The following is a 12,614-nucleotide window of genomic DNA, read 5'->3' on the forward strand; positions in this document are numbered from 1 at the left end:
GTGTCCGTCGCTGCGGCGAGCTCGCCGATCTTCATGTGGCGCCCCTCACAAACCCTTGAATCTCACATTGATGTGAGATCTTAGCGTGAGGGCCATGACGAACACGGAACACCCCATCGCCCTCTACGGTTTCCTCCGCCCCAGGCCGGAGCGCACGGACGACGTCCGGCGCATCCTCTCCTCCTTCGTGGAACCCACCAGGCAGGAGCCCGGCAACCTGCAGTACCACCTCCACGAGCAGGAGGACGGCCGCTTCTTCCTGTACGAGGTCTGGCGCTCGCAGGAAGACCTGGACCGGCACAACGCGACGCCCCCGCTGCGCGCCTTCCTGGAAAACCTCTCGACCTTCCTGGAGGGAGCCCCGGAGGGCTACTTCGACACCATGCTCAGCCCGTATCCCAGGGCTGAACCGGTTCACGCCTGAGACGGAGCCCACGACAGGTGCCATGCACCGAACCGAGTGGAGCGGAACTCAAACCCCACAGCCGAAGCAGCATCCACCGCGAATCGGCCACCGCGGACAGGAAGGACTGCGAAATCCACTCTCCTTCCGGGCCGTGTCGGCAAGGAGCATGAGGCCGTCGGCGGTGCCGAAGGTGAGCTGCGGGCCGTTTCAGATGACGCAGGGATCCTCATCGGGTTCCAGGTCATCCACCTCCCACGCCCGCCACTCGTTCCAGCCTTCCGCATCCGACCGGATCTCTTCGCCCAGGTTCCGCCACGCGCAGGCTGGGCGGGAGGAAGGACCGAGGTGCCCGTTGAGCTGGACGGGGGCGTACGCGTCGACGATCGCCTTGTAGTCCGCAGGAAGACTTCTGCCGACCTCCTGCTCCAGGCGGATCCAGGCAGCAGGATCAGCGAAACGATTCTCCGCTGGGCCGAGCATGCCGAATACAGCCTGTAGGCAGTCGGTCATCGCTGCCCATGGCGCTTGTTGGGATGTGTCCAGGACAGCATCGGCCCCTTCTCATTGGCTCTGTCGGCCGGGCCCTCGTCGTAAGGGTTTGGATGTGGTGCAGAAGCTGGTGCCGGACGAGTTGTGGAAGCTCATTCTGCGTGTGGTGCCCCCGACGCCAACGCGGCTTCGAGGAGGTGGACGTCGTAGGGCGGACGATCGTGGCGTCCTGGCAGAGGGGGTGCTCGTGCCCGCTTCGGCCGGGAACCGCCGCCCGTCACGAGTCGATCGCCAGCAGGGGGCTGACGTTCCGATATCCGGCTACTCGGGCCGCTTCGTTGCCATGGCGCTGGCACAGGCGGGGTGGGTGCGGGTGGCATAGGAGCGAGCGGCCACGATGAGGCCGATGCCGAGACCGGCGAATGCCAGGCCACCGAACTCGACCATCCAGGTGATCCCCGAGCTGGTGGTGAACGGCGGGGACGGCTTGATCGCGGGTAGCACGCCGACGGCGAAGAGCGGGGCCATGACGATGAGGACGGCTCCGTACATCGTCAGGGGGATGCCGGTCAGCCAGGCCGGGATCAACGGCAGCAGCCGCGGCACCCGCCGTTCGGACAGGATCAGCGTCCAGCGGGGGAACACCTGCCCCCACACGTAGAGCAGCCCCAGCAGCAGGAAGACTCCGACCATCGCAGCCAGCACGGTCACGTCGATCCCCGCCTCCGCGGCCGCCTTCGACGGCCCCGACGCGCCGACGCTCGTCGTCCGCTGCCAATCATCGGCCGAGACGCCGAGTGCGTCGCCGCCCAGCGTCCAGATGCTTTTGACTCCTGCCCACGGCAGGAGTCCACACATGAGCAGGTACACCGCCCTGCGGGTCCGCTTCGGAGCCGGGGAGGCAACCGGGTGGGCGAGCGGGCCGTCGGTGGCGCCTGCATGCGGCCGCCCGCATCGCGGGCAGTCGCCGCGCAGCCGTCGGCGGTATGACAAGCCGACGAGGAGCAGGAGCGCTGCGCCAAGGGTGTTCAACAGCACCTGAGCCAAACCGGTGGCGCTCTCGACCCCCGAGAGCGTTACCAGCGTCACGAAGTAGATCGGCAGGCCATTCGTCCCCACGACGAACACCGGGATCGTCGCGATCAGCGCTGTCGCCACCGCAGCCCGGCAAGGCCTGGCAAGTGTTCGGGTGCTGGCCAGGCAAGCCCCGCCGGCCAGGACGGCGAGGGTCGCCAGGAGAAGCTGGACCGCCGGAGCGTATGAGGCGTGCTCCTTCCATGGCACGGTGATGCCCGCCGCCGCCCACGTGACCTCGACACCGGCGTATACCACGCTCCACAGTGCAGCGGCCCTGGGCGCCCATACGTGCCACCGCCTCCACCACAGCATCCGCCCCGGGCTTGCGGTCGGTGGCCCAAGAACGCCGCCTACCTCCGAGTTCGCGGGAAGAGCCACTGTGACCTCCGTATATCCCGATTTCCGACGCTCCAAGATTCCCCGTCACCCGCGCCGATCACATCCGTCCCACGGATCATCCGGCCTCCCCCGCACAGGGGAGGCCGGATCGTGAGCGTCAGCCCGGCCCGAGGATCACGGTGCGGTGCGGCCGGTCAGGGTTGAGAAGTCGCTGTCGCGCCGCCCAAGGAGCTTGTCGATCGAACGTGCGTCCCGTTCGGGTGAGGTCGGTCGCTGCCGGGCAGCATGCAAACAGGGCCTAGTGGCAGCTCGGAGGGTGGCTACGCCAACGAGCGATCCAGGAGGCCCTGTTGTCGCAGTTGCACGCCGTCGCCGAAAAGGAGTCCAGAGCGGGTCGTGGGCCTCGACGAGGCGGCAGCGCTGCTGCCTGGCTTCGGCCGGGCCTCCCCGCCGGGATGAAGATGATCGATCCGCTCCACGGCTGAATCCACGGCGGACGCGGCCGGGGCGGCGGGCGTGGCGTCGGGCGTGGCGTCGGGATTTGTACGGGTTGTCGGGTGATGATGGCGCAGTGCGACTTGATCACGTGTCCTATGCGGTAACCCGCGACAGCTTCGTCTCGACTGTCCAGTGGATCGGATCGGCCCTCGGCGCCGGGTTCGTCGACGGGGGTGTGCACCCGCGATTCGGCACCCGCAATTTCATTCTCCCGCTGAGCGGCGGCACCTACGTCGAGGTCGTCACCACACTCGACCACCCAGCCGCCGACCGCGCACCCTTCGGCCAGGCGGTCGCGCGCCGCGCCGCCGAGGGCGGCGGCTGGCTCGGTTGGGTGGTCTCCGTCGACGACATCGCCCCGGTCGAGGCCCGCCTCGGCCGCACCTCGGCCGAGGGCCACCGTGTCCGCCCCGACGGGTTCGACCTGAGGTGGAAGCAGATCGGCCTGCTGGAACTGATGGAGGACCCTCAACTGCCCTATTTCCTTCAGTGGTCGGTCCCCATCGAGGAGCGCCCGAGCGCCGACCCGCGCACCTCCACCACCATCCACGGGGTCTCCATCGCCGGCGACGCCACCTCCATCGCCGAATTCCTCGGCGAACCGGCCGACCACCCCCTCGACCAGATCGACGTCACCTGGGTCGAGGATGAGGAACCGGGCCTGGTCTCGGTCGAGTTCGCCACCGCCCACGGCCCGGTCACGATCTGACCAGGGCCCGACTGCCCCGCCGAAGCAGCCGGCTGGGGTCTCCTGGCTGGCGCGTGTCTCTCTGATGGGTCGGTCAGTTGATCGGATGTGTCTGCCCGATTAGTGATCACTGATGCGATGTGGGGCCGGATCGAGCCGCTGATGCCGGCCGATCCGGTCCGGGGACGGCGGTGGGCTGATCACCGCCGAACGCTCGAGGCCATCGCGTGGAAGTACCGCACCAACTCGCCCTGGCGGGACCTGCCCGACGAGCTCGGCCCGTTCCAGACCGCCCACGAACGGCTGATCAGATGGGCCGTCGACGTTCACGGTTGTCGAAGTGCCGGAACGCCGGAACGCCGCAACGAACAGGGCCGGGGCCTTCGCCCGCTCGATGGCCTGCCGGGTGTGGTCGTCCCCAGCGCCCACAGCGCGATCAGGGATGCCTGCGGCCCCTGCGCTTCAGCCGCCCTGGCCGGCGCTTCCGATCGGGCCGACCTTGACCGGGGAGCCGGTGCCGTCCGTGACGGGCAGTGTGGCGGCGCCCGGCCAGACGAGGGTGACCGACTTCGTCTCGTCCGGCGGGGTCACCACGAGCCCCGTGATCCGGACGCCGGAACCGCCCGACGTGTTGAGCGGGTAGTTGACGCCGAAGGAGATCGTCGCCCCCTTCTTGAGGACGGCCGGTCCGGGGTGCTCGCCGGTGCGCTGCGCGGACAGCGACCCCGCGTTGGTCTTCAGGTCGACGCCCGCGTACTCGGAGAGCGTGCAGTCCCGGCTGCCGTGGTTCTTCAGCTGGACCGCGACGGTACCGTCGGTGTCGCCGCCGATGGTGCTGTCGATCGCCGTGATCTCCAGGTCGTCGGTGCGGCACTTGCCGGCCTTGCCGTTCTCGGTGGAGCCGGTACCGGCAGCCGTACCCTTCCCGTTGGAGCCTGTCCCGGCGGAGTCCTTCCCGCCGCCCTGATCCGAACTACCCGAGCTCGAACCGCCGCCCGAGGAGGACGGGGTGGACGCGGAGGACGGGGTGGACGCGGTGGACGCGGACGACGGGCCGCCTTGCGCCGCGCCGTCTTCGCCGTTCTGGCACGCCGTCAGTGTGAGACCGGCGGCTACGGCCAGGGCTGCGAAGGTGAGCTTGTGAAGGCGCATCGTTGCTTCCTCAGAATGGGTTGGCAGTGTGGGCCGCTCGGGTCGGTACGGGTCGGTACGAGCGAGCGCTTCTCATCACCATGACCCGCCCGGCCGGTGAAGCGTTCCGCCTGACCGCACCTAATACCTTCCTGTTACACGCACAGCCGGACGCAACGCGCACGGCCATCGGGCGCACGGCGCCGGGGGAAGCCGCCCACCAGCCGGGACTGCGATTCCCGCCACCGTTTCGCACCAGTTCGCGCCACTCGTCCGCTGGGACAGACCCGTAACCCTGTGGATCTTGACCCGAAGCAGTGGCATGCCCTCCTCAACGCTCCTCGCACGCACCCGCGCCCGGGAGGCAAGGGCGTTCTTTCGGATCTTGTCGGACCCGGCCGTTGACGTTGCCTGTGGGTTCGACGGCCGGTGCTCAGCTGTCCGGAGCCAGCTTCCGGTTGGTTCCGGACCGGCCGATGTCCAGGTCCGGGAGCGCCGTCAGGGTCGCGCCATGTTCCAGAGGCCGAGCAGGTCAACGTCGAAGAGCATCAGCTGCGTCGGGCAGCCGAGGCGCGGGCCTGCTTGGTGACCTTGCACGAGGCGACGAAGAGCGGGACGTCCGCTCCGTGTTCGTCGCGGACGGTGCCGTTGAGCTTCCGCAGGTCCGGGCTGCCGACCGTGCGGTGCGCGGCGTACCGCTTGCACTGTTGCCGCCCGGCCCGCCGCCTGCTCGCGGAGCGGAGAAGCTTCGACGACGTCGTTGACGACCACGTCGATCGGAACCGCGCTGTCGGCAGACCCGGCAAGGTTCCGGGCCGCCCGTCGGCGGACCGCCGAACCCGCGGCGGTCGTTCCCGACTGGAACTCGGGGCCTTACCCTCCCCCACTCGGTACGTCGCACCGGGAGGGCCGCCCGCCGGGGCGCGCCGCCGTCCAGGTCCTTCACGACGGCACCGAACACCGCGGATCGGCAACCAGGTAGCCCGCCGAAACGGCGCAACCCCGAACAGCTCACCACACCCGCTGACCTGGGCATCGACTGGGCGAGGTGAGTGGGTTCACCGCCGTCGACGACTGCGGCAGGCCCTCAATCCCGGCTGCAGCAAGGGGACAAGACGCCCCCTCAGGCGGCTACCTGCCGCTCCGCGCTCTCGGGCTGCGGCTGCCGGCCCTGCCGTTGGCGCTCCGCCCAGCGGACCGCGAGCGGGGCGGCCAGGCCTGTGAGGGCGAACAGCGCTCCCACGACGTACCACCCGGGGCGGCCCCACGTGATGCACAGGGAGATGAGCAGCGCGGGCCCGACGGCCTCGGCGAGGCCGGCGCCGAGGCCGAAGACGCCGAGGTACTGGCCGGTGGCCTGCTTGGGCGCGAGGGCGAAGGAGATCTCGAACCCGGCGGCGGAATGCCACAGTTCGCCGATCGTGTGGACGGCGACTCCGGCCAGCAGGAGCGTCGCGGCAGCCCAGGCGGGGATGTCCTGGGTCAGTGAGATCAGCACGCAGGCCAGGAGGAAGGCGAAGCCGGAACGGCGGTAGGCGAGGGCGCCGGCCGCAGGGGTGTCGATGCTGCGGCTGGCTCGCACCTGGCAGGCGATGACGACGACGGTGTTGAGCAGCATGGTGCCCGAGATGAGCCAGTGGGGGGCGACGGTGGCCGCGATCAGCCAGAGGGGGATGGCGATGGTGAGCACCTTGAACTGGATGGCCATGATGCCGTCCAGGACGGTGAGCGCGAGGTAGGGCCGGTCCCGCAGCGCGCTCCAGCGCGGGCCGCGCACCGCCGGCTCGGGTTCGACCGGGCGCAGTCGGAACACGATCACCGCGGAGGCAGCGAAGGCGACTGCGTTCCCGATGACGAGGAGTTGGTAGGCGCTGTGGGTGCCGACCTGTACGGCCCACCCCGCCAGCACGGCGCCCAGGGAGATGCCTATGTTGGTCACGGCGCGCAGATAGGCGCGGAACTCCTGCGGCCGGTCCCCTCCGTGGTACCGGATGATCGGACTGCGTGCGGCCAGCCCGGCCCCTTTCGCCCCGGTGGCCGCACACACCGCGATCACGAACGGCCAGAAGCTGTCTGCCAGCAGGAAGCCGGCCGTGGCCAGCGCCTGGACTACGAGGGTGGCGGTGTAAACACCCCTTGCACCGCGCCTGTCTGCGAGGTGCCCGACTGCGATCCCCGCCGCGAGCGCGAGGGCGCCTGCGAATCCGAGCCCGAGACCCACCTGGGCCGCCGGCAAGCGGACCGCCTGGGTGAAATAGAGCACCCCCGCGGTCAGATAGAGGCCACTGCCGACGGTGTAGACGAAGTTCGAGGCGGCTATGGTGCGCTGCGGGCCGGAGTCCGGCAGCAGGTGGGGCATGGCGTGCTCCGCATCCTGGGCAGGCGATGAACAAGGGCCACTAAGGCTTATTGCAACCAACTCGCAATAGCAAGATGATTGTGGATCTCCGATGGTCGACGGCTGGGGGCCGAACCCATCCGCCCGGGGTTCAGGCGAACAGGATGACCATGCCCGGCAGCAGCCTGATCCCGCGGCGCGCGGTGAGCGGCAGCGCGCGGTCGAGGAAGCCCTACATGATCATCTGACCCGCCGCCCCGGTACGACTGCGGACCAGGACCCGCCAGCGGATCCCGCCGCCGGTGTCCGGGGGGCGCCCGTCCGAGCCGAGGCTGGCGCTCGGTCCCGGACGTCCTCCATCACCGCAAACGGCGCGCACCCGGCACGGCCAACCGCTAAAGGGCACGCCCGGTCCGGCAGACGACGCAGGGAAGGTCGACCAGCGCGATCGAGGCACGCGGCACACCTGCGGGGCACACAGCGGATCAGCCGTCGGCCACGACGGCACGCTGTGCACCGAGCCGGCGGTGGCCCCCTTCAGCATCAGCACTCTGCCGGGGAGCGGGGGCAGGTTTCACGGAATGCCGCGCAGGCTGCGAGGCTACGGACGGCCGATCCGTTGCCCCGACCGCGAGAGCAGGCACGACATGCGATGGACCGTTCACGGCGAGCGGACGATTCTCGACACTCCCTGGGTGCGGCTGCGTTCGCTGGACGTGGAGCAGCCGGACGGCGCCCGCGTCGCCTACGACGTCGTACGGCTGCGGGATCTCGCCGTGGCGACGGCCGTGGACGACCAACAGCGGGTGCTGATGATGTGGCGCCACCGCTTCGTCACGGACACCTGGGCCTGGGAGCTTCCCATGGGCCTGGTCGAGGACGGCGAGAGCCCTGAGGCGGCCGGAGCCCGGGAGCTGGAGGAAGAGACGGGATACCGTCCGGAGGTCATGCGGGAGCTGATCTACGCGGAGCCTGCGGCCGGTATCACCGACTCCCGGCACTTCGTGTTCCGTGCGGAGGGGGCGCGGCGCGTCGGCGAGCCCTCGGAACGCAACGAGTCGGACCGGCTGGAGTGGATCCCGCTGGCCGACCTCCCCGGCATGATCGCCCGACGGGAGATCGTCAGCAGCGCGACGCTGGTCGGCGTGATGGCACTCCTGCTGGACTTGAGGGCCTGAACCGCCCGCGCGCTGCGAGGGCCCGCCACGACGGTGACCTTCGACAGCCCGGGACTGCTCTGCTCGTCAGATGAGATGGGCTCCTACGGCCAGACCGTCAGGTCCAGAGTGATGTAGTGGCTCCCGTCGCGTTGCTGTGGCGCCGCCTGGATGGTGGCGAGTGCCACGTGTCCGCTCTTGCGGACGCAGACCTGGGTCCCCTTGGTCAGCTTCTCTTCGTCGATCTTGTCGCTGAGGCGGGTTTCGGCGCGGCACACCTCGAGGGAGCCGGCTTGGCCGGGGTCCAGCCTGGACAGCTGTTCGCCTCCGCCGTCGGACATCAACCCCCAGTTGTACTGGTAGCCCAGCCCCTCCTTGACTCCCTTCTTCGGAGTGAGGGTGTCGTCCGAGAGCAGGATCGCGTAGCCGTCCGTCATTTGGATGTTGGTCTTGGTCACCGGGGTGCCTTGGCCCGTGGAGGGAGCCGCACTGAGAGGCGCACTGGGAGCCGACCCGGCGGAACCGCTCGACGGGGCGGCGGCGGTCACGGTGACGGTCGCCGTGACGGTGGGCTGGACGGCCCGGGCAGTCGGGGAGTTCACGAAGGTCGGCAGTCCGAAGAAGCCCAGCAGCAGGCCGACGACGCCTGTGGCCGCGGAGATCAGGGCGGCGAGCTCTCCGGCACGACTCGACCGCCCCCTGCCGGGATCCGCCGGTACGGGAGGGCCTGCACCCGGATCCGCGGGGGCCATTCCGCTCATTCTCGACTCCTTCACCGCAACGATGGAGGGCCAATGCAACCATCAACTTCCGTGATGCGTGGCCGAGTTCGGATCTTGATATCAGGTCGTGGCCGTTCGGCGCCGGGGTGGCCGGCATCGTAGGAGTCGCGCGAACAGCAGGAACGGCACCGGCACCGGAAGCCCCGACACAGAGGCGGCCTCACATCTCTGGGCGAGGCGGCATTTCACTATGGGGCGGCCGAGCCGCGGACCGCCGCGCTCGCCCTGACACCCCCTCCCCCGATCGACCCCGACTGTTGATTCAGCCAACATCAACAGACCCTCGGATACGAGGAGTTGGCGCATGTAGCGTGCCCTGCGCGGCCCTTACGGCAGCCCGTCGCACAGGGTTCCGCGCATGACACCTGGGGGGATTCGATCTTGATGCAACAAACGATGCGCCGCACCCTGGCGCGAACGGCCACCGGTCTGGGGCTCGCACTTGCCCTGGCCACGGGTGGCCTTCTGACAGCGGCCGGTGCGCATGCGCAGCCGGTGACGGAGGGAACCGTCAGTTTCAGCGGTGACCAGGGGGACTACATCAGCGGCGGCGGGTCCTATGCCTACTCCGCGGGCACGGACCGGATCCAGGTGACCGGATCCGCTGCCCACGGGCTGGTCGACATCAGCATCAGCGGCACCAACGGCGACTGGTGGTCCGTATCCCTGGCCGCGCCGCAGGGCCAAGAGCTCCGAACCGGAACGTACGAGGGGGCCACCCGATACCCGTTCAACGGGAGCGACGCCCCCGGTCTCAGTCACGACGGCAACGGTCGCGGCTGTAACACCCTGACCGGAGCCTTCACCATCTCGAAGATCACCTGGGGTCCGCACGGCTACGTCGAGGCCCTCGACGCCGCCTACGAGCAGCATTGCGAGGGCGGCGAGTCCGCCCTGCGCGGCCAGGTGCACATCAAGAACCCGACCGCCCCCGCCGAGCTCTCCCTGGGCGTCGGAGTGTCCGTCGCGGGACAGGCCAGCGCGCTCAACGGCAAGGCCACCGTGCACGGCAAGGTCACCTGCAACAAGCCGGTCCAGGTGAACGTGGGCGGCTTGGTGACCCAGGTCAAGCGGAACGTCCTGATCCGCGGCCCGTACAGCGCCACGGTGAAGTGCGTACCCGGGGCGCCCATCGCATGGAGCGCCCAGGCGGACCCCACCGGAACCACTCCCTTCCAGACCGGTGACGTCGAGGTCAAGGCGACAGCCACTGCGGTCGACAGTGACTACCAGGTCTCCGTCACCGCGAGCGACATCGCGGCGGTCCACCTGACCAGAGCGAAGGGGTAGCAAGGCAGAGCTCGAAGCAACCCTGCGCCTGGGAGACCGGGCGCAGGGCCTGTGTGGAAGTCCGCCCGCCGTCCGCGTCGACGAACCCGATGTCACCGGTGGGGAGCCAGCCGTCGGGCACGTGTCGTCCGTCGGCATCGCGGATGGTGACCTCGACGCCTTCCATGACCTTCCCGGCGGTTCGCAGCAGCTCCGGGCGCCGTGGATCGTGGTCCTGGGGGGGGGGGAGAGCACGCTGATACCGCCCGCTTCGAGAGCGGCGACCGGCCGGTGCGGCTGCACCGAGCCCCCTGGCCCTCGCGGCGATTCCCGGAACGGTTGAGTCTCCCGTGGGGGGAGACATCAAGCTGGGGGCATGGACAGCGACACGCTCTACTCCATCGGAGAACCATCCCGCCGGACCGGCTTGACGGTGAAGACCATCCGGTTCTATTCCGACAAGGGCATCGTCCCGCCAACCGACGGGATACCGGCTCTACGGCCTCGACGCATTCGCCCGCCTGGACCTGGTCCGCACGCTGCGTGATCTCGGGCTCGATCTGGCGACCGTGCGCAAGGTCCTGGGCCGGGAGGCATCCATAGCGGAAGTCACTGAAGCACACGCCAACGCCTTGGACGTACAGATCCAGACCCTCCGCCTGCGCCGGGCAGTACTCCGCGCAGTCGCCAGACGCGGCCCCACCACCATGGAAATGGACCTCATGCACCGACTCGCCACGCTCTCCCAGGCCGAACGACGCCGACCGGTATCCGACTTCATCGACGAGGCCTTCAAAGGTCTTCACACCAACCCCGAGTTCGTGACCCTGATGCGCTCCGCCATGCCCGAGCTCCCCGACGACCCCACGCCCGAACAGGTCGAGGCCTGGGTGGAACTCGTCGGGCTCTGCCAGGACACAGACTTCCGCTCCGTGATACGCCGCACGGCTGAGAACCAGGTGGAAGAGCCTGCCCAGCAGGACGTCAGCACTCTGCACGACGCTCTCAACCAGGCGATGCGCGAACGAATCGACGAGGCCGCATCCGCCGGCCTCTACCGGCCTCCGCCGAAGGCACGCCCCTCACCGACTCGCTGGGTGACCTCTACGCCGACGCATTCGAACGTGCCGACGAAACCGATCTGCGCCGCTGGCTCCTCGCCCGCCTGCGGACAACCGCCGACCCACACGCCGAGCGCTACTGCCGGCTCCTGGCGACGATCAATGGATGGCCCGCATCACCAACGCTCGCTCCCGTCTACTCCTGCTTCACCGCTGTCTTCACCAAGAGCGATGACGACCATCACAAAGGCCTGATGCGATGAAGGCGCGCGACCTGAGGTTCGGCCTGTACGCCGACCAGCAGGGGCTGGCATGGGTCAAGAACCTGGTTGAGGACGCTGTGGGTTCCCGGAGCGCGCGGATCATCAGTGAGACCGCCGCACAGACTCATCCCGGGAGCGAGCTGTCGACCGATGACGTGTACGACTTCCTGGCGGAACAGTGGGCCGTGGAACACCCTGCTCAGATCAGCGGCGCACGGCAACTGATCGAGCTGCGCGTCCACTTGGTGTGTTCCCTGCGGACACATCGGGCGATCCGCAAGACAGTGATCAAAGCTCTGTGTCCAGAGGGAACGGCCCCCCACACCTGCCGTGTGCCATGGACGGCTGCCTGAAATGGTTCGCGGCGCCCCATGGCACACGGGACAGGCGCCGCCTGGGAGTCAGCGGACTGCGCTGCTTCGATGCCGCCTCCAGCGGGTCGTGCGCCTGCGCGGCGGCATCCCAGAGGCCGCAGAACCGCTTCACCTCGGCTGCCACATCGGTATCAGGTACCTGCCGTGCCAGTGCCAGCTCGGTCACCAGTACATCGCGGTGCACTCAGCGGCTGGCGTCTGGCGCGTGGTGTGGGCTGGGATCCGCAGTGATCGCGGCCGTCGTATGTCTTTCCGGGGCGGTGCAGTCACCGCCCGTGTTCGGCTCCGACCGGGGCGCGGCGCCCGGCCTCGTCTCGCGGGCCTCATGGGGAGCGCCCATGCTGAGTAGTAGGGCGCCGTCGTCCTGAGACTTGTCCTTCCCGAAGGCCGAACGGAGGCGCCTGAGAGGAGGAAGTCATGCGAATGCGAAGAATCCTGGGCCTCGCCCTGGCCGCGGCGACCCTTGCCGGCATGAGCGCCGTCGGCGCCGTCAGCGCTGAAGCGGCCTCATCTCCGAACATCACCAGAGACGAGTGCACGGCCGCGGGCGGACAGATCACGTCGCGCCCCTACGCCGGCGAAGCCTGCGCGCTGCCTGACGGGACCTCACAGCCGATCACGTGATCGGTCGGCGCACGGCCGGGCAACCAGTCCGGCCGGTGCGCCCAGCGCGGCACCCGGTCCGAGAGGGGCAGGGACCCCAGCAGTGCCGGGATCCATCGTTGGGTGGCTCGCACAGCAC

General features: G+C 69.1%; 12 protein-coding genes and 2 pseudogenes. 8 read left to right on the forward strand and 6 right to left on the reverse strand.

Features of this window, described 5'->3' with window-relative positions; translation table 11 throughout:
* The first annotated feature begins 94 nt into the window (after positions 1-94).
* Positions 95-424 (forward strand): putative quinol monooxygenase, encoded by a 330-nt coding sequence (locus ACFV0Q_RS28720; RefSeq protein WP_385009266.1) that lies wholly within the window; start codon positions 95-97, stop codon positions 422-424.
* A gap of 189 nt (positions 425-613) precedes the next feature.
* Here the strand turns inward: ACFV0Q_RS28720 and ACFV0Q_RS28725 are convergent, their stop codons facing one another.
* The gene (locus ACFV0Q_RS28725; protein WP_385009267.1) at positions 614-916 is read right to left on the reverse strand and encodes a hypothetical protein; all 303 of its coding nucleotides are present in this window, start codon (positions 914-916) and stop codon (positions 614-616) included.
* Positions 917-1,216: 300 nt separating this feature from the next.
* A complete protein-coding gene (locus tag ACFV0Q_RS28730) occupies positions 1,217-2,227 on the reverse strand; it encodes a hypothetical protein (protein WP_385009268.1) in 1,011 nt (336 codons plus the stop codon).
* A 670-nt stretch (positions 2,228-2,897) separates the two neighbouring features.
* Here ACFV0Q_RS28730 and ACFV0Q_RS28735 point away from each other — a divergent pair.
* Both ACFV0Q_RS28735 and ACFV0Q_RS28740 read left to right on the forward strand, forming a co-directional pair.
* Positions 2,898-3,518, forward strand: coding sequence for a VOC family protein (locus ACFV0Q_RS28735; RefSeq protein ID WP_385009269.1), 621 nt, complete (start codon positions 2,898-2,900; stop codon positions 3,516-3,518).
* A gap of 87 nt (positions 3,519-3,605) precedes the next feature.
* Positions 3,606-3,821: pseudogene (locus ACFV0Q_RS28740) on the forward strand (transposase); the annotation flags it as partial.
* 138 nt (positions 3,822-3,959) lie between these two features.
* On the opposite strand, the gene ACFV0Q_RS28745 reads toward ACFV0Q_RS28740, so the two are convergent.
* The 3 genes from ACFV0Q_RS28745 to ACFV0Q_RS28755 form a co-directional block, all read right to left on the reverse strand.
* Positions 3,960-4,649 carry a DUF4232 domain-containing protein gene (locus ACFV0Q_RS28745; RefSeq protein WP_385009270.1) on the reverse strand — a complete coding sequence of 230 codons (690 nt, stop codon included), beginning with the start codon at positions 4,647-4,649 and terminating at the stop codon, positions 3,960-3,962.
* A 527-nt stretch (positions 4,650-5,176) separates the two neighbouring features.
* On the reverse strand, positions 5,177-5,515 hold the full coding sequence (locus tag ACFV0Q_RS28750) for a restriction endonuclease (protein WP_385009271.1): 339 nt from the start codon (positions 5,513-5,515) through the stop codon (positions 5,177-5,179).
* Positions 5,516-5,751: 236 nt separating this feature from the next.
* A complete protein-coding gene (locus ACFV0Q_RS28755; RefSeq protein ID WP_385009272.1) occupies positions 5,752-6,987 on the reverse strand; it encodes an MFS transporter in 1,236 nt (411 codons plus the stop codon).
* Positions 6,988-7,613: 626 nt separating this feature from the next.
* Between ACFV0Q_RS28755 and ACFV0Q_RS28760 the strand changes: the two genes are divergently transcribed.
* The gene (locus ACFV0Q_RS28760) at positions 7,614-8,144 is read left to right on the forward strand and encodes an NUDIX hydrolase (RefSeq protein ID WP_385009273.1); all 531 of its coding nucleotides are present in this window, start codon (positions 7,614-7,616) and stop codon (positions 8,142-8,144) included.
* An 83-nt stretch (positions 8,145-8,227) separates the two neighbouring features.
* Here ACFV0Q_RS28760 and ACFV0Q_RS28765 read toward each other — a convergent pair whose 3' ends face one another.
* Positions 8,228-8,884, reverse strand: coding sequence for a hypothetical protein (locus tag ACFV0Q_RS28765; protein WP_385009274.1), 657 nt, complete (start codon positions 8,882-8,884; stop codon positions 8,228-8,230).
* Positions 8,885-9,400: 516 nt separating this feature from the next.
* Between ACFV0Q_RS28765 and ACFV0Q_RS28770 the strand changes: the two genes are divergently transcribed.
* The 4 genes and pseudogenes from ACFV0Q_RS28770 (at position 9,401) to ACFV0Q_RS28785 (ending at position 12,496) form a co-directional block, all read left to right on the forward strand.
* Positions 9,401-10,195, forward strand: coding sequence for a hypothetical protein (locus ACFV0Q_RS28770; protein WP_385009275.1), 795 nt, complete (start codon positions 9,401-9,403; stop codon positions 10,193-10,195).
* Positions 10,196-10,550: 355 nt separating this feature from the next.
* Positions 10,551-11,498 (forward strand): annotated as a pseudogene (locus ACFV0Q_RS28775) (MerR family transcriptional regulator).
* The gene (locus ACFV0Q_RS28780; protein ID WP_385009276.1) at positions 11,495-11,851 is read left to right on the forward strand and encodes a hypothetical protein; all 357 of its coding nucleotides are present in this window, start codon (positions 11,495-11,497) and stop codon (positions 11,849-11,851) included. The pseudogene ACFV0Q_RS28775 and the gene ACFV0Q_RS28780 overlap by 4 nt, the downstream one beginning before the upstream one ends.
* A 438-nt stretch (positions 11,852-12,289) precedes the next feature.
* Entirely contained in the window at positions 12,290-12,496 is a 207-nt protein-coding gene (locus ACFV0Q_RS28785) for a hypothetical protein (RefSeq protein ID WP_385009277.1), read from the forward strand.
* Positions 12,497-12,614: the final 118 nt, after the last annotated feature.

The organism is Streptomyces sp. NPDC059564, from assembly GCF_042735575.1.
GTDB lineage: Bacteria > Actinomycetota > Actinomycetes > Streptomycetales > Streptomycetaceae > Streptomyces.